The sequence below is a fragment of the Pseudomonas sp. CFSAN084952 genome (assembly GCF_009648855.1).
GTDB classification, from domain to species: Bacteria; Pseudomonadota; Gammaproteobacteria; order Pseudomonadales; family Pseudomonadaceae; genus Aquipseudomonas; species Aquipseudomonas paracarnis.
In genome coordinates this window covers 3101646-3122323 of the sequence record NZ_CP045767.1, presented here as the reverse complement: position 1 = coordinate 3122323, position 20678 = coordinate 3101646, and the positions used below count along the sequence as shown (strand labels likewise).

Here is a 20678-nt window from a genome sequence, read left to right as displayed (position 1 = left end):
GCTCGTGTAGCATCCGCGCCTATGAAGTTTCCAGGAAGATTTACCAGCGGCTTGATTCTGCTGTTCACAAGCTGCGGCGCATTGGCGCAAAGCGAACTGGACGTGCGGATCAAACCCTCAAACGACGCGCTGAAAGCCAACATCGAAGGCTATATCGGCGGTGTGGGCGATCGTGATGAAGAAGCCTTGCTGCGGTTCAGCCGTGGCGCCGAGGAGCAGGCGCGCAAAGCCGCGCAGGCCTTGGGCTACTATCAGCCACAGATTGCCAGCGAGGTGAAGGGCGGCAAGAACCCGCGCCTGACCCTCACCATCGACCCCGGCGAACCGGTGCATTTGCGCAACGTGACTCTGCGGGTCGATGGCCCGGCTGCGAGCCTCAAGGCCTTTCGCGTGCCCGCCAGCGACGACCTCAAATCCGGCGCCGTGCTCAACCACGGCCATTACGAAGACGCCAAGCGCCTGATCCAGAACCAGGCCTCGCGCTACGGTTTTTTCAGCGGGCGCTTCACCAGCCAGAAACTTGCCGTAGACCCTCAAGCGGGCGTGGCCGACATCGAACTCATTTACGACAGCGGCCCGCGCTACAGCATGGGCAAGGTCAGCTTTACGGGCGACACGCCCTTTGATGAAGAGCTGTTGCAGCGCATGGTGCCGTTCAAACCCGGCACGCCCTATGACTCCGAACTGGTCGCCGAACTCAATCAGAACCTGCAAGCCAGCGGCTTCTTTGAAGGCGTGCGCGTCGACGCCAGCCCCACCGCCGCCACCGATGACGTGATCCCGGTGGCGGTGCAACTGGACACCCGCAAGCCGCGCACCATGGGCCTGGGCCTGGGTTACTCCACCGACGTCGGCCCACGGGGCAAAGCCAACTGGACGCGCCATTGGGTCAACCCCCAGGGCCACAGTTATGGCTGGGAAGCCGAACTGTCGGCGCCGCGGCAGAACGTCGGGCTGTGGTACGACATCCCGCTCGACCCGCCGCTCACCGACAAACTGCGCTTTGCCGGCGGCTATCAGAACGAAGAGATCGCCAACACCGACACCTTGAGCAAGCTGCTCACCATCGGCCCCGAATGGCACAGCAAGTTGCCCAGTGGCTGGACGCGTGTGATCTCCCTCAAGTACCAACGCGAGGAATACCGCCTGGGCAATGACTCGGGCCTGAGTAACCTGCTGATGCCGGGCGTGAGTTATTCCTACCTGCGCAGTGACAACCGCATCGACCCGCACCATGGTTACCGCCTGATGTTCGACACCAAGGTCGCCAAAGAGGGGCTGGGGTCTGACACCAACCTGCTTTACGGCACGGCCACCGTCAAAGGCCTGACCACCTTGTGGGACAACCACCGCTTCCTGGGCCGTGCGCAATTTGGCGGCAGTGCCACCAACGGCTACAAATCCGTGCCGCCGTCGTTGCGCTTCTTTGCCGGTGGTGACCAGAGCGTGCGCGGTTACGAGTACCAGACCCTGTCGCCAGAGAACGATCGCGGCGATCGCATCGGTGGTCGCTACATGGTGGCCCTGAGTGCCGAGTATCAATACTCCATCACCGACAAATGGCGTATCGCGACTTTTATCGACCAAGGCAACTCGTTCAACAACCTCGACCTGCCGAGCCTGAAAACCGGCGTGGGCGTCGGCGTGCGCTGGGTCTCCCCGGTGGGGCCGATTCGCCTCGACCTGGCCCATGCCCTCGAAGATCCGGGCGGCGTTCGCTTGCACTTTTCCATGGGGCCTGAGCTGTGATGCGTGGTTTGAAAATAGCGGGGCTGGCGCTGGTCGCCATCCTCGTGCTGTTGCTGTTGACGCTATGGACGGTGCTCGGCACTCAGGCGGGCAGCCGCTGGGTGCTGGGCCAGGTGCCGGGCTTGAGCGTGGAGAATTTTCATGGCCGCCTGGGCGGGCAGTGGAGCGCCGACCATCTGCTGTGGCAGCAGGATGGCAGCCGCGTCGAGTTGAATGCGCCAAAGTTTGACTGGTCGCCCGGCTGCCTGCTTCGCATGACCCTTTGCATCGACCAATTGGATGTGGAGCAGGTCAGCCTGGAATTTGCGCCCAGTACCGACGAAAGCAGCAGCGGGCCGATCCAATTGCCTGAGCTCAAGCTGCCGGTTGCGATCCAGTTGGGCGATGTGCGCATCGGTCGCCTGCTGTTCAACGGCAGCGAAGAACTCAAGGGCCTGCAACTGGCGGCGCATTGGACTGGCGCCGGTATGCAGATCGACTCGGTACATTTACAGCGCGACGACCTGGTGCTGGACCTCGCCGGCCTGCTGCAACCCACCGGCGACTGGCCGCTGAACGCCACCGGCAACCTCAGCCTGCCCTACGCACCAGGCGGTGTTCCCTGGAGCGTTGCGCTCAAGATCGATGGCGACCTGCTCAAGACCCTCAAGCTCGACGCCGACAGCAGCGGCTACCTGCCCGCCAAGCTCACTGGCGAGCTGCAACCCCTGGTGGAAAACCTGCCGGCGCAGGTGCACATCACCTCCGAATCATTCAAACCCAGCGCAGACCTGCCCGATACCCTGCAACTCAACCAACTGGACCTGAGCGCCAAAGGTGACCTGAGCAATGGCTACCAGTTGCTGGGCAAGGCCGTGCTACCGGCCGAAAAAGGCCCGGTGGATTTACTGCTCAAGGGCAAGGTTGACGTCAAGGGCGCGCAGATCGCCGGTCTGGACCTGACGGCCGGCGACAAGCAAAGCCTCAAGCTCAGTGCCAACCTGGACTGGCAGCAAGGCTTCAGCGCGGACGCCAAGATCGACTGGCTGGATTTTCCCTGGCACCGCCTCTATCCGGTCATCGACGAACCGCAAGTGGCCTTGCGCACCTTCAACGGTGAAATCTCCTATAAAGACGGCAACTACCTGGGCAATCTCAAGGCTGACCTCGACGGCCCGGCGGGCAAGTTCAATGTGGTCACGCCCTTCAGTGGCGACCTCAAGCAGGTCTTCCTGCCTGAGCTGAAACTGAGTGCCGGCCAAGGCAAGGCCGAAGGCCACCTGAACCTGCAATTTGCCGACGGCATTGCCTGGGACACCGCCTTGGATCTGTCGGCGCTGAACCCCGCCTACTGGGTCGCAGAGCTGCCCGGCACCCTGGCCGGACCGCTGCGCAGCAAAGGCGAGTTCAAGAACGAACAGCTCAAGCTCAACGCAGACCTGGACCTCAAGGGGCGCCTGCGCGGGCAAACCGCTGTGTTGGCGGCCAAGGCCGAAGGTGCCGGCGAACAATGGACCCTCGCCAACCTGGACATCCGCCTGGGCGACAACCGCATCAACGGCAGCGGCAGCCTGCAACAGCGTCTGGCCGGGCAGATCGACATCAAGCTGGCGCGCCTGGCCCAGCTGTGGCCGCAACTGCGCGGGCAAGTCAACGGGCGTGTCGAGGTGGCCGGCACCTTGAAAGCCCCTCAAGGCAAGCTCGACCTCAAGGGCCAGCAACTGGCCTTTGCCGACAACCGCCTGCAAACCCTCAACCTGGACGCCAACCTCGATAGCGCCCAACGCGCCAAGCTCGACCTCAAGGCCAGCGGCATTCAAAGCGGCGAGACGCAAGTTGGCAACCTCACCGCCAGCGCCCAGGGCGATATCAAGAGCCAGAAGGTCCAACTGGCCCTGACTGGCCCGCTGGTCAAGCTGGCCCTGGCATTGGATGGCAACCTCGACAAAGACAACTGGCGCGGGCGCCTGGCCAGCGGCGACGTGCAAGCCGGTGGCCAGGACTGGCGGCTGCAAGCCCCGGCAAAAATCGAGCGCCTGGCCGATGGCAAGCTGACCTTTGGCGCGCACTGCTGGGTCTCCGGCGGCGCCAGCCTGTGTGGCGAAGACCAGCGCCTGATGCCCGAGCCGAAGTTGCGTTACCACCTCAAGCAATTCCCCCTCGACAGCCTCGCGGGGTTCTTGCCCAAAGACTTCGCCTGGCAGGGCAGGCTCAACGCCGATGTGCAATTGGACCTGCCCCAGAGCGGCCCAAAAGGTGTGGTCGCGGTGGACGCCAGTGGCGGCACCCTGCGCGTGCGCGACAAGGGCCAGTGGCTGGATTTCCCCTACGACACCCTGAAACTGGAAACCACTCTCAACCCCAAGCGCATCGACACCCAGCTGAATTTCCGTGGCGGCAAGCTCGGCGAGCTGTTGTTGCAGGCGCAGATCAACCCGTTGCCGAACAACAAGCCGATCACTGGCACGTTCAGCCTCACCGGCCTGGACCTCGCCGTCGCGCGGCCCTTTGTGCCGATGGTGGAAACGCTCAACGGCAAACTCAACGGCAATGGCCGTATCTCCGGCGGCTTGCTCGCGCCCCTGGTCAACGGCAACCTGAACCTTGTGGACGGCGAAGTCTCCGGGCCGGAACTGCCCATCAGCCTCGAGGGCCTGAACCTGCAGGCGCAAATCGCCGGCGAAAGCGTGCAGCTCAACGGCGGCTGGCACAGCGGCAAAGCCGGGCAGGGCAGCCTCACGGGGCAGATCGACTGGGGCCGTGCCCTGGTGGTTGACCTCAGCCTCAAAGGCTCGCAACTGCCGGTCGCCGTGGAGCCCTACGCCAAGCTGGAAGTGGCCCCCGACCTGAAGATCAGCCTCAAGGACGACAAGCTGGCGATTGCCGGTAAAGTCCACATCCCCCGTGGCGACATCACCGTACGCGAACTGCCGCCTTCGACGGTCAAGGTGTCCGACGACACCGTGATCATCGGCAGCCAGACCGAAGAGGGCAAAGCGCCGATGGCCATGGCCATGGATATCGACGTGGAGGTGGGCGAGGACCAGCTCAACTTCGCCGGCTTCGGCCTCACCGCCAAGGTCCAGGGCCATGTGCATATCGGCGACAACATGGACACCCGCGGCGAGCTGTGGCTCAACGACGGCCGCTACCGCGCCTACGGCCAACGCCTCAACGTGCGCCGTGCACGGCTGTTGTTTGCCGGGCCGCTGGACCAACCGTTCCTGGATATCGAAGCTGTGCGCGTGGTGGTCGAATCGTCGCGCACCGTGACCGCTGGGATTCGCCTGAGCGGCAGCGCCGAACAGCCCACCACGCAGATCTTTTCCGAGCCGGCCATGGCCCAGGAAGATGCGTTGTCATACCTGGTGCTGGGCCGTTCACGCACCAACACCGGCGAAGACAACAACATGCTCGCCGAAGCCGCCCTGGGCCTGGGTTTGATGGGCAGCGCGGGGGTGACCTCGGATATTGCCAACAAACTGGGGATTCAGGATTTTGATCTGGACACCCAGGGTACGGGTAACAGCACCGCAGTGGTGGCCAGCGGCAAGATCAACGAGAAGCTCAGCCTGCGTTATGGGGTAGGGGTGTTCGAGCCGGCTAACACCATTGCCTTGCGCTACCTGCTGAGCAAGAAGGTGTACCTGGAGGTGGCGACGGGTGTGGCCAGTTCTCTGGATATCTTCTACAAGCGCGATTTCTAAGCCTTGCCCGGTCAAAAAATGTAGGAGCGAGCTTGCTCGCGAAAGACGTCAACGATAACCCGTGCATCCTGAATGCACGCGGCGCCCTTGAGTTTTTCGCGAGCAAGCTCGCTCCTACAAGGTCGGCGAACTAAGGACGGCAAGTCAGCTCAACCCGTTCGTAGTTCAACGCCTTATTACGCTGCGGCAATGCATAAGCCGCCTCGCACCGCTGCCCTTGCCAACTGATCACCAGGGTGCCCGTGTCGGCCTCAACCAACGCCAGGGCCTTGCCGCCAGGGTCGGCAATTTCGATCTGCTTGCCCGCGCTGTCTTCCAGCGCCGCGCCAAACGGAATCGGCTGGTGCTGGGCATCGAACAAGGCAAACTGCACACGTCGGCCAGTCTTGCTGGCATAGCGCGCCAGCACCACTGCACCACGTCGCGGCACCACTTGCTGGGTGGCGTTATCGATCTCGATATCGGTGCCCAGGTCACGGGTGTCCAGGCTGATCCAGTTAACGCGATAAGGCTGCGCGTTAGGCACCACGGCAAAGCCGTTGCTGCCGGTCTTGGCGCCGGAAAAACTGCCGATTTTCGCCCCTTCCACGCCTTCCACCTGCGCCAGCGCAAAGGTCTCGCCCACGGTTTGCCCCAGGTTGATCCCGCCTGCGTGGCCCACCACGGAACCGGCGAGGTTAAGGTTCTGCGAGTTATAGCCGCGGCCCTGGCTGTAACCGGCACTGATATCCATCACCGAAGTGCGGGTGCTGAGGTTGGCCGAGCCGGTGCTGCCGCCGGTGCTGCTGTTACCGCCTTGCACCGAGTAATAGGTGTCGCTGTCTTCGGACAGGTAGCCGTTGATGCCCACTTGGGTGGTGTTACTGGCCTTCTGCGTGCTGGCGGAGACAAACGCCCGCGGTGCACGGGGTTTTGAGCCCAGGGGGAAGGACAGCGACAGGTTGACCAAGGTGTCGTTGTTCGCCGGCCCATAGTTGCCGACATCCTTGGTGTAGGTTGCGCCCAGGTTGTAACTCACCTCGCCCCAGTAGTTGCTGTAGCCCGCCGACAGACTTTGCGAACCCCCACGCCCCCAGTAACGCTGGTCACTGGCGTTCACGTAAATGGTGCCATATTGCTGGTTGAGGCCAAGGCTCTGGTTGATGGTGAGATCGGTACGGGTTTTCGAGTTGCCGGTGCGCTTCTCGCCTTCATGGCCCAGTTCCTCGACGTGATCGCTGAGGGTGCGGTAACCCTCGGTGGAATAGCGATAAGCGGCGAGGGTGAAGCTGGTGTCGGTGCCGGTAAACGTCTTGGCATACAAGGCCCGCACGCTGTTGCCCGTGACCGCCTGGCCAAAGGTGCGACTGACCGAATGGGTCACGTCCAGGGACACCGCACCAATCGCGGTATTGCGCCCGGCGCCTATGGACATCGCCTGGAAATTCTCCGTGGCCTGGGCACCGATGATCCCGGACAAGTTGCTGCTGATGCCGTAGGCCAGGGTGCTGCTGACGAACTGCGGCGACTTCTGGTCATCACTGTTGCTGTTGTACTGCCCGGCAGACACGCTGTACTTGAGCTGACCCTGGCGCACCATGATCGGCAAGCTGGAAAACGCCTGCACCGTGACCCGGCGTCGGCCATCGGCTTCGATGATCGTTACTTCCAGGTCGCCGTTGGAGCCACTGGGGTAAATGTCGCTGATCTCGAACGGGCCGGGCGGTACGTTCGCCGTGTAAAGGATGTAGTTATTTTGGCGAATCTCCACGGTCGCGCTGGACTGGGCAACCCCGCGAATGATCGGCGCATAGCCGCGCTCGCTGTCGGCGCGCATGCCGTCGTCGGAGGCCAGTTTCAAGCCGCGATAGCGCACGCTGTCGAACAGGTCGGCGTCGGAGAAAATGTCCCCGGCACTGAACTGGCCCTTCAACACCGTGACGTCATGCTGCAGGTAGCTGCGGTTGCTTTTGAACGTACTGGGGCGACCGGTGCTGCTGTTGAAGTTCGATTCGTTACGCAGCCGCCAGCCGCCCAGGTTTATACCATTGCGCAGGCCAATGTTGTTGGAGAGCGTGGTTTCACCTTGGTTGCTGTTGCGGCTGCTGCTCAACTGGTAGTTGATGAACGCGGCGGGCACACCATCGTCCCATAAGGCCGGGTCTACATAGCCGCGCCGGCCGCGCTCCATGGCGCTTTGGGGCACACTGACCAGCAAGCGCAGGCGCGGCACGTCGTAGCGCACGCTGGCCTGGTCGATCAGGGCGGGCAGGTTGATGCAGGCGTTGGGGTCATCGCCGGCCAGTTTGCCGGCCGCTTGCAGCCTGGCGATGTCGACCCCCAATTGCTGCACCATCTCAAGTGTCAGGCAGGCATCGGTTTTGCCCGTGGCCGGGTTGTGAAGAAAGTCGATATCGCGACGGCCCACCAGGGTGTCGTTGCCGTACAGGTCGACCCGGTAGTTGCCGGGCAGCACAGTGCTGCTGGCGAGCAGTGCTTGTACGTCGACGGCAGAGGCTGCGCCCTGCAGAAACGAGGTATTGAATTGTTCTTCGCCGTCGGCCAGGCAGGCGTTGCTGAAGATCAGGGCCACCGACAGCGGTGCCAATCCTTGGTAGTTGAATACAAACATGCAGAAACCCTATATCACCTCCGATACGAACTAGCGGAGCGAAGATAAATACAGTGAAAGTGCGGCCGCTGAAGAACCGGGCGTATTAAGGGGTGTCTTTAATTGCACTGGCCTGCACATCGGCCGAGTTTGAAAGTTGCGCGCTATAACGGTCTTGCGCGCCGTAATCGTTAATGCTGCGAAATAACAAGTTAGGGGTCTGCCCCGGCGTGAAGTGTTTCAGGGCGAACTCTTTTTGTTCGCCGGGCGCAATCATTAATGAATCAAATGGTTGCTCGCGCAGTGCACCCGAGGTCAGGCTGATTTCGGCAATGGACACGTGATACAAACCAGGGTTGTTTACCATCAGCAGACTTTTGCCGCCACGCTCAACCAGACGCCATTTCAATGTGGCGGGTGCCAAGTAAGCCTCGGCCTTGAGCCCGGCAGGGCGGAAGAACACCTTGATGCGCTGGCGTACGGCGAGCTGCAAGGTGTTCTGGGTTTTCGACGCCTTGGGGATTTCCTGCACGTTGAGCCACATCACCGACTCGCGGTCGGTGGGCATGCCCGTGCCCTCATAGATCACCCGCAACAGTTGCTGTTCGTCGTTGCTCACCCGCACCAAGGGCGGGGTGACGGCAAAGGGTACCGAGGTGGCATCGCTGCTGTCGGCGTCGATCCACGACTGGATCAGCACGTCTTCACCGCTGTTACGCACGGTGATGCCGGCTTCCTTGTGCTTGCCGTCGAACACCAGGCGCGTGCTGCTCAACGAGATACCGGCCGTGGCCTGGCTGGCCACCAGCAGGCCCAACAGGCCTGCGCAGAAGGACAATGACTGACGATAAAACATGATGACTACCGCGCAAAATGAATGAAGGTGCAGGGGCCGGTCAGACCCTGCACGACCCGTAATGCTCGTGCGGGTTATTCGTATTGCAGGGTGAACGGCAGGGTCGCGTCGCCACGACCGGCCACGGCCAGTTTCGGATCGGCGGTGGTGACATACGCGGCCGAGAATTTCAGCGAGGCGTTGCTGTCCTGCAGGTTGCTTTCGATCTTCGCGGTGGCTGGGGATTTCAGATCGATCAGGGCGCCATTGCCATCCAGCAAGGCAATACCGATATTCTTGGCGGCGCCCAGGCCGTCGATGACTTTCAACACGCCAGTGCCAGTCACTAGGCCGCTGCCTTTGCCAGAAGTCGGTTGGAAGAGCATGGCCACCTTGGTACCGGCGTTGCAGTTGACCTTCATCTCGAAGTTCTCGGCGCTCAGCGTGCCGCTACCTTTTGGCGCGGTGGCGGTGCCCATGTCCTTGATAGACACTTCACCCATGTTCACCGAAATGGTCTTGTTGGCGCCGGCGCCTTCAACGGAGCAGGCATCGTTGTTGATGGTGCCAGTGAAGTTGATGGTGCCGCTGCCGGCCTTGGTCGGAACAGGGTCGGCTGCCAGGACATTGCCTGCTGCGGCGAAAATCGACAGGGCCAGAAGTACTCGAGAGAACGTTTTCATGTTGCTTATCCATAATTGGGGTTGAAGCAACACAATAAAGCGTCAGCACTTAGTGGAGAATCAGACGATCCTTAGAAATAGCAGGGTTCAAGTAGTTGCGGGTAAGTTTGTTAGTTGAACACGTTGCGCTCTATGCAATAAGTCAGTAAATCCTGATCACTGCTTACTTCCAGTTTTCGCATTGCAGAGACCTTTTGCGTGCTGATGGTCTTGGCACTTCTGTTCAGCCCGCGCGCAATCTCGTTAACACTTTGCCCCGAGACAAATAAACGTAGAATCTCGTGCTCCTTGGGCGACAACCGGGTGAATCGTTGGTCCAGGTCAGCGCCATGGTCCATCACCGATGTCGGTTGTGGCCCGTTGTGGTGAATGGGCTTGCCCCGGGCGATAGCCTTGAGCGCGGCCTGGATTTCATCGTGTAATTGGTGCTTCTGGATCACCGCCAGCACCCCGAGTTCTTGCAGGCGCGTCAGTATCAAAGGGTTGGAGATCATCGTCAGCACCACTATCCCCACCTTGGGAAAGTGCCGTGTCAGGTATTCAACCAACTTGAGGCCATCGCCATAGGGCGAATCGCCGGGCATGTTGAAGTCGGTGATCACCAGGTCCACCGGTTTGGATACCAGCAACGCGACCAGTTCATTCGAACATACGGCATCGCCCACCACCTTAAAGCGTGTATCACGCTCGATCAGCTCACGCACCCCCACCAGTACGATGGGGTGATCATCGGCAATGACAACATTGAGGGTATCCATGGGATGATTCTCCAAAGTGAATTTATTCAAGGGAGTCGAGCAGGGCATTCAATCGAGCGAGGTGCTGACGCACTTCCAGGGCGAGGGCGGGCGTGACGGCCATGCCGGTCAGGCGACATTCGAGTTCGACAAACGCGATGGCCATCGCTTTGAGCTGCACTGAGCCCAAGGCTCCGGCGATGCTGTGCAGCTGCTGCGCCACCTCATTGGCATTGGCACGTTCCAGCGCTGCCAGTGTGGCATGAACATTCTGGCGCACAGTAGTGACAAACAGCTCGCGCATTTCGGGCGACAACATGGACGGTTCGGCCACTGCCGGCAGGGCGATCCTGCAATGTTTCTCCAGTTGCGCGCGCAAGGTCGCCAGGTTCATCGGCTTGACCAGCCACGCATTCATGCCCACAGCAGCGCAGCGTTCGCCTTCTTCGCGCAGGGCGTTGGCGGTGATGCCGATGATCGGCAGGGTTTTATCCTGCTGGCGCAGGCCTTGAGCCAATTGATAGCCGTTCATCAGCGGCATATTCACGTCGGTGAGTACCAAGTCGAACCGGCCCGGTTGCCATTGCACCAGCGCTTCTTCGCCGTTGGTGGCGGCTACCACCGAGCAGCCCAGGGCTTGCAGTTGCTCCTTGATGATTGCCAAATTGATCGCATTGTCTTCGGCGACCAGCACCTTGAGGTTCAAACGACGGTTTTTTTCCGGTACTTCGGGCGGGCCTTCAGCGCGGCTACCGTGATGCGCCAGGTAAACCGCCCAGGCAATCGCGCGCACGTCATCGACGTCGACGAGCCAGCCGGCCTTGGATAACTGCGCAGGGTTGGGCCCGCCCGGTGTGGCAATGACTCGCTGGTTGGGCCAGGGTAGGCTTTGGGCTGCGGGCGACAGGTCCACCAGCAGCGCGGCAGTTGGCTCAGCCCGCAAGGCCCGGCAGTCGAGGCCCAGGCGGTTGAGCCAGTCGATAAGATGCTGCGCCTGTTCGTGGATGGGCGCATGCACATACACAGCCGGTGCATCAGGCGTGAACACCGGGCAATCGGCGAGGTTGCCTGGTACGGTCGCCAGCGCCAGTTGCAGACTGAAACTGCTGCCCAGGCCGGGCTCGCTAACCACGCTCAGTTGGCCATGCATTAACTCGCACAGCCATTTGCAGATCGCCAGGCCCAGGCCTGCACCGGCCTGGCTGGTCGCATCGTTGACCTGATAAAACGGATCGAACAGTTGCTGTTGCTGCGCCGAGGAAATTCCCACACCTGAATCGCTGACCTGCCACTGCACATCAGCGTTTTCCAACACCCGCACTCGCAGCAGTACACGGCCGTTATCGGTGAATTTGATCGCGTTGCTCACCAGGTTGTTGAGGATCTGGCGAATCCGCAGCGGATCACCGCGCAGCCGATCCGGCAGTGTTACATCGATGCTGGCATACAGGTGCAAACCCTTGGCTCGGGCAAACGCACTGTAGGTGCGCACCACATCTTCGCTCAGTTCCAGCGGACAGAAGTCCTGGAGTTCCAGCGTCATTTGCCCGGCTTCGATCTTGGACACGTCCAGCACATCGCTGATCAGCTGGAACAAGGTGGCGGATGAGCGTTGAACGGTTTGCAGGTAATCCTGTTGACGTGGGGCGAGGCTGGTCAGGCCAAGCAGTTCGAGGGTGCCCAGCACACCGTACAGCGGCGTACGGATTTCATGGCTCATGGTGGCGAGGAAGCGCGACTTGGCCCGGTTTGCCGAGTCGGCGGCCTGGCGGGCCTCTTCCAGGGCCGCGGCGTCTTCGATGTGCCGGGTGACGTCATGGAAGGCGCAGAGCCAGGCGTCCTGGCTTTGATAGCGGGTGTTGATAAACGTGATATGCAGATGGCGGCCATCAATATCCAGCTCGGCCTGGCCTGCTTCGCAGAGGTCGTAGTGGTGGCGCAGGGTGCTGACCAGCCGGTTGGTACCTTTCCACTCCAGCGCGCGTCGGTTCTCCAGTAACACTTGATGGTCGCTACGGCGTATTACACAAAGGCCAGTAGGCGCGGTATCAATCACCGCACGGCTGAATGCCTCGCTTTCGGCGATGCTGGCGTGGGCCAGTTGGGCGGGCAGCACTACCTGCTTTTTGTACCAGCGGTTGAAGGCGCGACCACCCCCAAGCCCTGCGAGTACCAGTGCGAGCAGGCACAGCAGTGGCCAAAAGGCTGAGTCCAGGAAACTCTTGAGCCCTATGACGTAGATCGCCGTCCAGTGCTGTTCACCAGGGCTGGTCAATTTGAATACCAGGCCGTCACGGGTGAGGTTCATGCCCTCTTGCAACCGTTGTTCAGGTTTCAGGACGCCAGCCAGCACCTCGCCGGATGGAGCGATCAGTGTGAAGTGGTCGTAGATCGACCATTGCATCAAGCGCTCAATGTTATTGATCTGCGAAGGATTGAGCAGCGACGCTACCAGCACGTGCGGGCTTGCGCCCTGGATATGCCGGCGTGCCGGAGCCAGTTCGATGTGGATATAAGCCAGCAATGTCGGGGGGCTCGCCGTTTGCGTGGGGTCGCTGTAGGCTTTCCAGTGCACCTGGCCGTCTGGCGGTTGCTGAGGGTCGGCATGCAGCCGCGCTTCTACCTGGCGTACCACGTCGGCAAAAAAACCGCCCTGCACCTGCCCATCGCCACGCAGATGGCCGGCGGCTGGCACCGAAATATCGAAGTTGTCCGGCCCGTTGAACAGTAAAACCTGGGGTGACTGGTAGTGCGAGGCAGACCAGAAGGCGCTGTAATAGGCGGCCAGGTGAGCTGCCAGATCAAAAACCTTCGCCTTTTGGCTGGCAGCCAGGCGTTTGGGGTTGAGTTTTACGCTATAAGGCAGAGAAAAGCTGAATTCGCGCCCCTCATAGATATCTGGTCCTTGCTCGGGCAACGCTTTGAGGGCGGGTGGAACAGAGACTGACGCAGGCAGGAGATCGCCCTGAGTACTTTGCTGTGAGAGGCTGACAAGAAACGCTTGCTGCTCGCCAATGTTTTCCATCAGCCGGGCAAAATGAAAGCGGGTGGTATCACTTTGTTCGCCGACCATGCGCTGCACGCCCAGGTAACTGACCACCAGCAACATCAGCACCAGGGCGCCGAGCGCTATCAAGCTTTTGTGCAGGCGCAGAGAACTGCTGGTCAGTTTCTCCAGGAAAGCATTGGGATGGTTCATTAAGCGAACCGGCGGGCGGGAAGGGGGGTATGGTCGGACACAATGGCCTCTGAACAAAGACTCAATAGGTGCTTGCCGGGCCGTCCTGGTTCAGCAGTTGCTGGAACTGGTCTGAGGACACCGCATGGGAAATCAGGAAGCCCTGGACCTGAGTGCAGTTGATCTTACGCAACAGTGCAAGTTCTTGCGCGGTTTCCACACCTTCGGCTACCACGGTCAAACCCAGTTGCCGCCCCAGGGCCACAATGCTCGTCAACGCCTGCGCCAGCTCTTCGTTCTCATTGCAGCCTTGCACCAGCGCCCGGTCGATCTTGAGCTCGGTGAAGGGCGTCGAGACCAGGTTCATGTACGAGCTGTAGCCTTTGCCAAAGTCATCCTGGGACAGGCCGAAACCCTTGATGCGCAAACGGCATGCGCCAGCGTAGAAGTTGCTGATGTCCTTGGGCACCGAACACTCCATCAACTCAAAGCAAATTCGTCCGGGAATGCCGTGATGTTGCAAGACGAAGGCGAGGATGCGATCGGCCAGGTCGTAACTGTTGAGCAAATGGGTGGGCAAATTGATTGACACCGGGATGTCATAACCCTGTAGTCGCCAGCGTGCCTGGGCAGCGATGGCCTGTTCCAGTACACGCCATAACAAGCGCTCCTCCAGGTGGTAGGCTCTCAGCGCGGGCAGGAACGAGCCCGGCAGCAATACGCCATGCTCCGGGTGGATCCAGCGTATCAAGGCTTCGGCGGCGACGATGCGTGCGTTGACCAGGGCTTTCTTGGGTTGAAACCAGGCCTGTAATTGGCCGTTGTCCAGGGCTTCGAGCAGGGCCTGGCGTTCAATACCTGGGGCAGTCTCGGGCAACACCACCTGACGCAGATCCAGCAGTTGCTCGGTCAGGCTACGCAGGGCCGCAAGGTTCACCGGCTTGGAAATCAACCCGATGACATTCACCTGCAGGTTGCTCGCTACCAGACTCGCGCTCATCAGCATGCGCCTGGACGCAGCACTCATGATCGCCAGGGCCGGTTTGGCACGCAGTGTGGCAAGGCCTTGGATAAACTGCACGCCGTCCATGCCGGGCATCAGCAGGTCGGTGAGCACCAAGTCGAAATTGCGCCTGCGCAAACAGCTCAGCGCTTGCTCGCCATCGCGCGCCGACTCCAGGTCGAAGTCCCCCAGTTCGCCGAACAGATGCTGCAGGTACTGATGTTGAAAGGGGTGGTCTTCGACGATCAAAATGCTACAGCGATTCATGGGGGGCTCGTTCATAGGGAGCCAGTTCATTGAACAAGGCTCGCAGGGTAAAGGGTTTGACGAGGCAATGGTTCATGCCTGCCGCCACGCACAAGGCGGCTTCGCCACGCATGGCATTGGCGGTGGCGCCGATGATCGGTACGGTGCAGCCCAGGCGCCGCAGCTCCCGGGCCAGGACATAGCCGTTGAGCTTAGGCATATTGACGTCGCTGAGGACGATATCGAACGTTCCCTCGTGCCAGCGAGACAACGCCTCTTCGCCATCCGACGTCAGTTCCACGGTGCAGCCCAGCTCCTCCAATTGATCACGCAGGATCAACTGGTTGATAGCGTTGTCTTCGGCCACCAGTATGTGCAGCTTCAACTTGCGCAGATCATGTGGCTCATTCACCGCTTGTGGCAGTGAAACCCATACACCTTGGGCCTGGCTTACCGCTTGATGGATGGCATGCAGGTCATTGAGGTTGACCTTCCAGCCTCCGAGCATGATCTGCGGTACATTGCACCCGTCGCTGGTGGCAAGCACCAACGGCCCGGTCCAATCGGGGATCAGGCGCTGTTCAAGCGGGCCCGGATGCAGCTCAAGCAGTACACTGGCCGAGGGCAGGTCCAGAGAGGATGGGTGACCGATCAAGGGGTGGGCGCCCCAGCGTCGTAGCCAACCGCTGATGACTTCGGCCAACTCGCGAACCGGTGAAAGCACCAGAACGACTTCCGGGAGCAAGCTTGTCATGGTCGGGGGCAGCGCGTCTTTGACGCACTCGACCAGCGGTAGGGCGAGGGTAAAACTGCTACCCAGGCCCGGCTCACTCACCATACGCAGGCTGCCATTCATCAATTGGGTCAAGCGCAGGCAAATCGGCAGGCCAAGGCCGGTTCCCGCCACTACGTTGGGGTTGCCCTGAGTCTGGTAAAAGGGCTCGAAAATGCACGGCTGCTCTTCGCGCGCGATGCCTTTGCCGGTATCCGAGACTTGCCATTGCACGCTGGCGCGCTCGCCATCACGGCTTAACAGCGTGGCTCGTACCACGACCCGCCCGGAGTCGGTGAACTTGATGGCATTGCTCAACAGGTTATTGAGCACCTGGCGGATTCGGCTGATGTCGCCAATCATCCGGTCCGGCATCTGCGGGTCGATGCAGGCGTAGAGCAGCAACCCTTTGCTCTGGGCCGCCGCTGCATAGCCGTGGACCACTTCCTGCACCAGGGCGAAGGTGGAGAACTCACCCAGCTCCAGGGCCAGTTGCCCGGCCTCAATCTTGGATACGTCCAGCACGTCACAGATCAATTGCAACAAAGTGGACGACGAGCCCTCTATCGCCTTCAGATAGTTTTTCTGCTGTGCATCCAGACGGGTGCGGCCCAGCAGTTCCAGAGTGCCCAGTACGCCATAGAGCGGCGTGCGGATTTCATGGCTCATGGTGGCCAGAAACAGGGTTTTTGCTTCATTTGCGCTGTCGGCCAGCCGGCGCGCCTGTTCCAGCGCTGCTTCGATCTGGGTGCGGGTACTGATGTCGCTGAAGGCACATAACAATACGTCCTCACCTTTGTAACGGGTGGGCGCGCAGCTCAAGTAAAGGTGGCGGCCATCGGCGGTTTCAAAGTAATCGGTAAAAGTCGGTTCGTGGGCATCGAAGGCTTGGTGGATCCAGCCTGGGCACAGCTGTTCGCGTTCGCCACTCTGGCCGAGCCATTGCTGGGACAAGGTGTTTTCCAGTACCACCTGGCCGTCGGTACGACGTAATACACACAGGGCCACGGGCGCTGTCTGGATCACGTCACGGCTGAACAGCTCGCTTTCCACCAAGGCCTGGATACGCTGCACCGCGGGTGTAATGAAACGGTGTTCAATGCGGTGTATCAGCAACCACACCAGACTGATACCGAACACGCAGAACACCAGCGTCCCGGCCAATTGCGGCCACAGGGATAGGAGAACCGCGCGCAGGTCGATGGAGTAAGCCAGTTGCCAGTCCGAAGACTTCAATTGTTTGCGCAACACGAGTTGTTCGGGCAGCCATCCCGCGCCGACAAAACCAAAGAAATCGTGCTGCTGCAGGCCTGGCAGGTTGTGGCTGAACTGCGGCTTGGTGCTATTGCTGAACAAGGGCATGCCCTGGGAATTGAACATGGTGAACTCCCCGGCGCTGTGATCGTTCAGGGTGTTGGCGACTTCTCGGTCGTCAATTTCCAAGCCTAGCCAACCCGAATTCATATCGCGCTCATCCAGGCGAATGAAAATGTACAGCTGCGAATGGCCTTCGGTGTTCTGGGTTAACCACAGCTCCTGCAAGGCCGGACGAGTGTCGCGCTGAAGCCGCTTCAACTGTTCTAGCATATCCGTTGGGAACGCGTGGATCGTTGGCGTGGCGTTGTAAAGGCGTACCACTTTGGCTTCTGCATCGCTGGCCACGTAAATCAGGTTGAGTTGCCTGGCCTTCAAATAGTCGCGCATGCGCTGGGTCAGCCAGATACTCCACTGCTTGCCGGGGCGTGTGCCTAATAGCAAATACACTTCCTCTGCAGACACGGCGCCATCGGCGCTTTTGTAGCGCCGTGTAGCCGACAGGCTGAGGCTTTCCAGCAGCGCTTCGCGGGTGGTGAAAAAGGTGTGGGCTTCGGCAATGGCGCTGCTCATGTAGCTGCGTCGCTGGGAGATCTCGGTGTTGAAAGTGAACAGCAGAAAGCTGTAAGCCCCACCGATGATGCCCACCAGCAGCACCAGCGCAAAAATGCGCAACAAGCGGCGGGCGGCGTTCGGGGTAGACAGGATCGGGCTGATCTGATGGAGGTAGGTCTTCAATCGCATGTCGGCACTTTAGGTGGGACAGCGCGTGGAGAGAATCAGACGATCCTTAGTTTTTACAGGTAGTTCACGATGAAGGTCACGTCGGTGTTGGCGCTGCCCGCTTTCAGGTCGCCCGTGGGCAAGCGGTAATACGCTGCCGACAGGGGTATCTGGAAGTGGGTGTCGGTGGTGGTGAAGGCGTCGAATGGGTAGGTGGTGTCCAGTGCGATGGGTTGCCCCGCGTCATTGAGCAATTGCAAGCCGATACCGGCGGCGGTGGAACTGCTATTAAGTGCGACTATACCGTTGGCTGCATCAATGACGGACGTGGTTGCCTTGAGTGAATAGGTGATCTTCTTGATGCCGGCCTGGCATTGGTTCAAGCCGATACTGAAGCGCACCTTGCGGGGTGTCGCGCCGGCTTTGTCAAAATCCTGGAGCTGATAGTCGTCGCCCATGGCAACCGGGACGGCGGGTGTCTGGCAGGAGGCGGTGTTCAGTACGATTGGGTTGGTCAGGTTGAAGGTTTTCAGGATCACGTCACCGATTTGGTAGTTGGCCAAGTGGCCTGAAGCTATCTTGGTGTTTACCAATGGGCCGGTCTTGACGATTTCCAGCCTTATTTTCCCCGGGCTGACGCCGTAGCCGGTGCTCGGGGTGGGGGCTAAACTGAACAAGTACATATCCATGGCATCGAGCCAGATGCGAAACGAGAAACCTGATTTGCCAACAGGGAAGATCGTTGCCCCGCTTGCCACAGTGCCCAGCGTGGGATTCAGCTTAATGCCATACATCGAAGTCGTTGTGCACTTCCAGATATGACCGGTCACTTGCACGGTTTCTTGATAGACCACTGTTCCGTCAGGCGTATCGGCGGGAATGCTCAGACCGCTGTTTGCCAGGCTAGCGCCAAAGTTGAGGTTCTCTGTTTTGGAGTTGATGGCGGTGCAATTCCCCGCCAGGGCGAGCGTCGAGCACGTCAGCGTCAACATGGTGATAAAACAACGCACGGCAAAACGTGATTTCAAACACTTCATGAGCAGCGATGTACCAGTTAGTCAAGAATTGGCTTACGTTAAGCAGACCCGGCGCGCTAGCCCATCAGGCAATCCTTAAAGCCCTCCGCTTATCCGCCAACTACCAAGCAACCTAATTATTCCATTTGACATTCGCTGCCTAAGCAGTAACATTTCGTCACACATTCACTGCCTAGGCAGTAATAAGGTGACTTTCGATGCCTCACTTCACCCCTGACAACTTCCACAACTGCCACCTCGGCCTGTTGCTGGGCCGCGCCGCGATTCTCAAGGACCGCATCATCGACACCCATATGGAACCCCACGGCATCACCGCCGCGCAGTTCAAGGTGTTGATCATCATGGCCCAGTTCGGCGTCGATACCCCGGCGGAGCTGTGCCGCAACCTGTCCCTGGACAGCGGTTCGATGACGCGCATGCTCGACCGGCTGGAGCAAAAAGACCTGCTCAGCCGCAAGCGCTCCGAGCTGGACCGGCGCCAGGTGCAGTTGGTGCTGACCGCCGAGGGCCAGCGCCTGGCGGACATGCTCCCGAACATTGGCGCCAAGGCCCTCAACCAGTTGGCCGGCGTGCTTGAGCCGGGCGAGCTGGAAACCCTGGAGCGCATCCTGAAAAAAATGCTGATCGCTGCGGGTGACCCCATCACGATCCAGCGGGTAGGTCGATCATGAACACTCGCGCACTCAGCCTGGTGCTGGCGGCGATGACGTTGGCCGGTTGCGCCAATTACAGCGGCCTCGACACCCAGGGCCAGCGCCTCGACGCCAATACTCTGCACACCGGCAAATCCCTCAGCGGCGTGACGCTGTCGAGCGCCGCCTGGCCGGCCGCCGACTGGTGGAAAAGCCTGGGCGACCCACAGCTTGACGGCCTGATCCAGGAAGCCCTGCAGAACAGCCCCGACATGCAAGTCGCCGATGCCCGCGCCCACCAAGCCGAAGCGGCGGCCTATGCCGCCAACGCCGCCCGTATGCCGACCGTGGATGCCAGCGCCGGCGTGAGCCGTTCGCGCCTGGCCAAGGACCAGGACCCCCGCGGGCAGGGCGATGCCTATTCGACGGTGCGCAACATCGGCGCCAGCTTCAATTACAACTTCGACCTGTGGGGCGGCCAGCGCGCCGCCTGGGAAGCCGCGTTGGGCGAGGCCCGTGCTGCCGAGGTCGATCGGCAGGCCGCGCGCCTGACTCTGGCCGCGAACGTGGCCAAGGCCTACAGCGACCTCGGCCAGGCGCATATCGTGCGTGACCTGGCCGTCGATGACCTCAAGCGTACCCGCCAGATGCTCGACCTGAGCAAGCGCCGCCTGAGTTCCGGTATCGACAGCGAGTACCAGTTCCAGCAGACCGAGAGCCTGGAAGCCAGTTCTCAGTCGCAACTGATTGACGCGGAAAAACAACTGCAAAGCGCCAAGATCGCGTTGGCTGTGTTGCTCGGCAAAGGCCCGGACCGCGGTGACGAGTTGGCGCGCCCAGCGGTGCTCAAACCCAGCGCCGTGGCCGTGCCGGCGGTGTTGCCTGCCGAGCTGCTCGGCCGTCGTCCGGACCTGGTCGCCGCACGCTGGCGCGTAGAGGCCGCGAGCAAGAACATCGATGCCAGCAAGACCCGCTTCTACCCCAACCTCAACCTGAGCGCGAGCGCCGGTGCCGAGTCGTTGCTGGGCGATGCGATGTTCGGTTCGGCCAGCCGCTTCTTCAATATCGCACCGACGATTTCGCTGCCGATTTTTGACGGCGGCCGCCTGCGCGCCGACCTCGATGCCCGCGACGCCGACTACGACCTGGCCGTGGCCCAGTACAACAAAACCCTGGTGCAAGCCTTGGGTGATATCGGCAGCAGCCTGTCCCAACTGCGCGACACCGGGCGGCAGATCCAGGCCCAGCAACACGCCGCCGACATCGCGCAGCAGTCCTACGACACCGGGGTGCAACGCTACAGCTCAGGCATCGGTAACTACCTGGATGTGCTCAGCATCGAACAGCAATTGCTACAGGCCCAGCGTCAGCTGGCCACCCTGAATGCGGCGCAGATCGACCTGTCGATTCAATTGATGCAGGCCCTGGGTGGCGGGTATCACGCCAACAGCGTGGCCGCGACCACCCCCGCAACACGCACGGAATAATTTGAG

General features: G+C 60.7%; 12 protein-coding genes. 4 read left to right on the top strand and 8 right to left on the bottom strand.

The features are described from left to right. Positions 1-21 precede the first annotated feature (21 nt). Positions 22-1749, top strand: a complete 1728-nt coding sequence (locus tag GH769_RS13800; RefSeq protein ID WP_014718947.1) for an autotransporter assembly complex family protein — start codon at positions 22-24, stop codon at positions 1747-1749. After that, positions 1749-5435 carry a translocation/assembly module TamB domain-containing protein gene (locus GH769_RS13795; RefSeq protein ID WP_177484474.1) on the top strand — a complete coding sequence of 1229 codons (3687 nt, stop codon included), beginning with the start codon at positions 1749-1751 and terminating at the stop codon, positions 5433-5435. Before GH769_RS13800 ends, GH769_RS13795 begins: the two co-directional genes overlap by 1 nt. Positions 5436-5565: 130 nt before the next feature. On the opposite strand, the gene GH769_RS13790 is transcribed toward GH769_RS13795, so the two are convergent. The 8 genes from GH769_RS13790 to GH769_RS13755 form a co-directional block, all read right to left on the bottom strand. After that, positions 5566-8046, bottom strand: a complete 2481-nt coding sequence (locus tag GH769_RS13790) for a fimbria/pilus outer membrane usher protein (protein ID WP_020302338.1) — start codon at positions 8044-8046, stop codon at positions 5566-5568. Between the two features lie 85 nt (positions 8047-8131). Continuing rightward, positions 8132-8881 (bottom strand): molecular chaperone, encoded by a 750-nt coding sequence (locus tag GH769_RS13785; protein ID WP_020302337.1) that lies wholly within the window; start codon positions 8879-8881, stop codon positions 8132-8134. 74 nt (positions 8882-8955) lie between these two features. Continuing rightward, positions 8956-9543, bottom strand: coding sequence for a fimbrial protein (locus GH769_RS13780; RefSeq protein ID WP_020302336.1), 588 nt, complete (start codon positions 9541-9543; stop codon positions 8956-8958). A 110-nt stretch (positions 9544-9653) separates the two neighbouring features. Beyond that, positions 9654-10301: a response regulator gene (locus tag GH769_RS13775; protein ID WP_020302335.1), complete on the bottom strand. Its 648-nt coding sequence runs from the start codon at positions 10299-10301 to the stop codon at positions 9654-9656. 22 nt (positions 10302-10323) lie between these two features. Beyond that, the gene (locus GH769_RS13770) at positions 10324-13479 is read right to left on the bottom strand and encodes a hybrid sensor histidine kinase/response regulator (RefSeq protein ID WP_153649784.1); all 3156 of its coding nucleotides are present in this window, start codon (positions 13477-13479) and stop codon (positions 10324-10326) included. 61 nt (positions 13480-13540) lie between these two features. Next, positions 13541-14728, bottom strand: coding sequence for an EAL domain-containing protein (locus GH769_RS13765; protein WP_020302333.1), 1188 nt, complete (start codon positions 14726-14728; stop codon positions 13541-13543). Beyond that, positions 14715-17537: an ATP-binding protein gene (locus GH769_RS13760; protein WP_020302332.1), complete on the bottom strand. Its 2823-nt coding sequence runs from the start codon at positions 17535-17537 to the stop codon at positions 14715-14717. The genes GH769_RS13765 and GH769_RS13760 overlap by 14 nt, the downstream gene beginning before the upstream one ends. A 53-nt stretch (positions 17538-17590) precedes the next feature. Then, positions 17591-18553: a fimbrial protein gene (locus GH769_RS13755; protein ID WP_020302331.1), complete on the bottom strand. Its 963-nt coding sequence runs from the start codon at positions 18551-18553 to the stop codon at positions 17591-17593. A gap of 197 nt (positions 18554-18750) precedes the next feature. On the opposite strand from GH769_RS13755, the gene GH769_RS13750 reads away from it, so the two are divergent. Further along, entirely contained in the window at positions 18751-19224 is a 474-nt protein-coding gene (locus tag GH769_RS13750; protein ID WP_032896609.1) for a MarR family winged helix-turn-helix transcriptional regulator, read from the top strand. Then, complete coding sequence (locus GH769_RS13745) at positions 19221-20672, top strand: efflux transporter outer membrane subunit (protein ID WP_108538463.1); 1452 nt, start codon at positions 19221-19223, stop codon at positions 20670-20672. The genes GH769_RS13750 and GH769_RS13745 overlap by 4 nt, the downstream gene beginning before the upstream one ends. Positions 20673-20678 lie beyond the last annotated feature (6 nt).

Coding starts and splice junctions, on each gene's coding strand:
- GH769_RS13800 (WP_014718947.1), top strand. CDS start 22: ATGAAGTTTCCAGGAAGATTTACCAGCGGCTTGATTCTGCTGTTCACA.
- GH769_RS13795 (WP_177484474.1), top strand. CDS start 1,749: ATGCGTGGTTTGAAAATAGCGGGGCTGGCGCTGGTCGCCATCCTCGTG.
- GH769_RS13790 (WP_020302338.1), bottom strand. CDS start 8,046: ATGTTTGTATTCAACTACCAAGGATTGGCACCGCTGTCGGTGGCCCTG.
- GH769_RS13785 (WP_020302337.1), bottom strand. CDS start 8,881: ATGTTTTATCGTCAGTCATTGTCCTTCTGCGCAGGCCTGTTGGGCCTG.
- GH769_RS13780 (WP_020302336.1), bottom strand. CDS start 9,543: ATGAAAACGTTCTCTCGAGTACTTCTGGCCCTGTCGATTTTCGCCGCA.
- GH769_RS13775 (WP_020302335.1), bottom strand. CDS start 10,301: ATGGATACCCTCAATGTTGTCATTGCCGATGATCACCCCATCGTACTG.
- GH769_RS13770 (WP_153649784.1), bottom strand. CDS start 13,479: ATGAACCATCCCAATGCTTTCCTGGAGAAACTGACCAGCAGTTCTCTG.
- GH769_RS13765 (WP_020302333.1), bottom strand. CDS start 14,728: ATGAATCGCTGTAGCATTTTGATCGTCGAAGACCACCCCTTTCAACAT.
- GH769_RS13760 (WP_020302332.1), bottom strand. CDS start 17,537: ATGCGATTGAAGACCTACCTCCATCAGATCAGCCCGATCCTGTCTACC.
- GH769_RS13755 (WP_020302331.1), bottom strand. CDS start 18,553: ATGAAGTGTTTGAAATCACGTTTTGCCGTGCGTTGTTTTATCACCATG.
- GH769_RS13750 (WP_032896609.1), top strand. CDS start 18,751: ATGCCTCACTTCACCCCTGACAACTTCCACAACTGCCACCTCGGCCTG.
- GH769_RS13745 (WP_108538463.1), top strand. CDS start 19,221: ATGAACACTCGCGCACTCAGCCTGGTGCTGGCGGCGATGACGTTGGCC.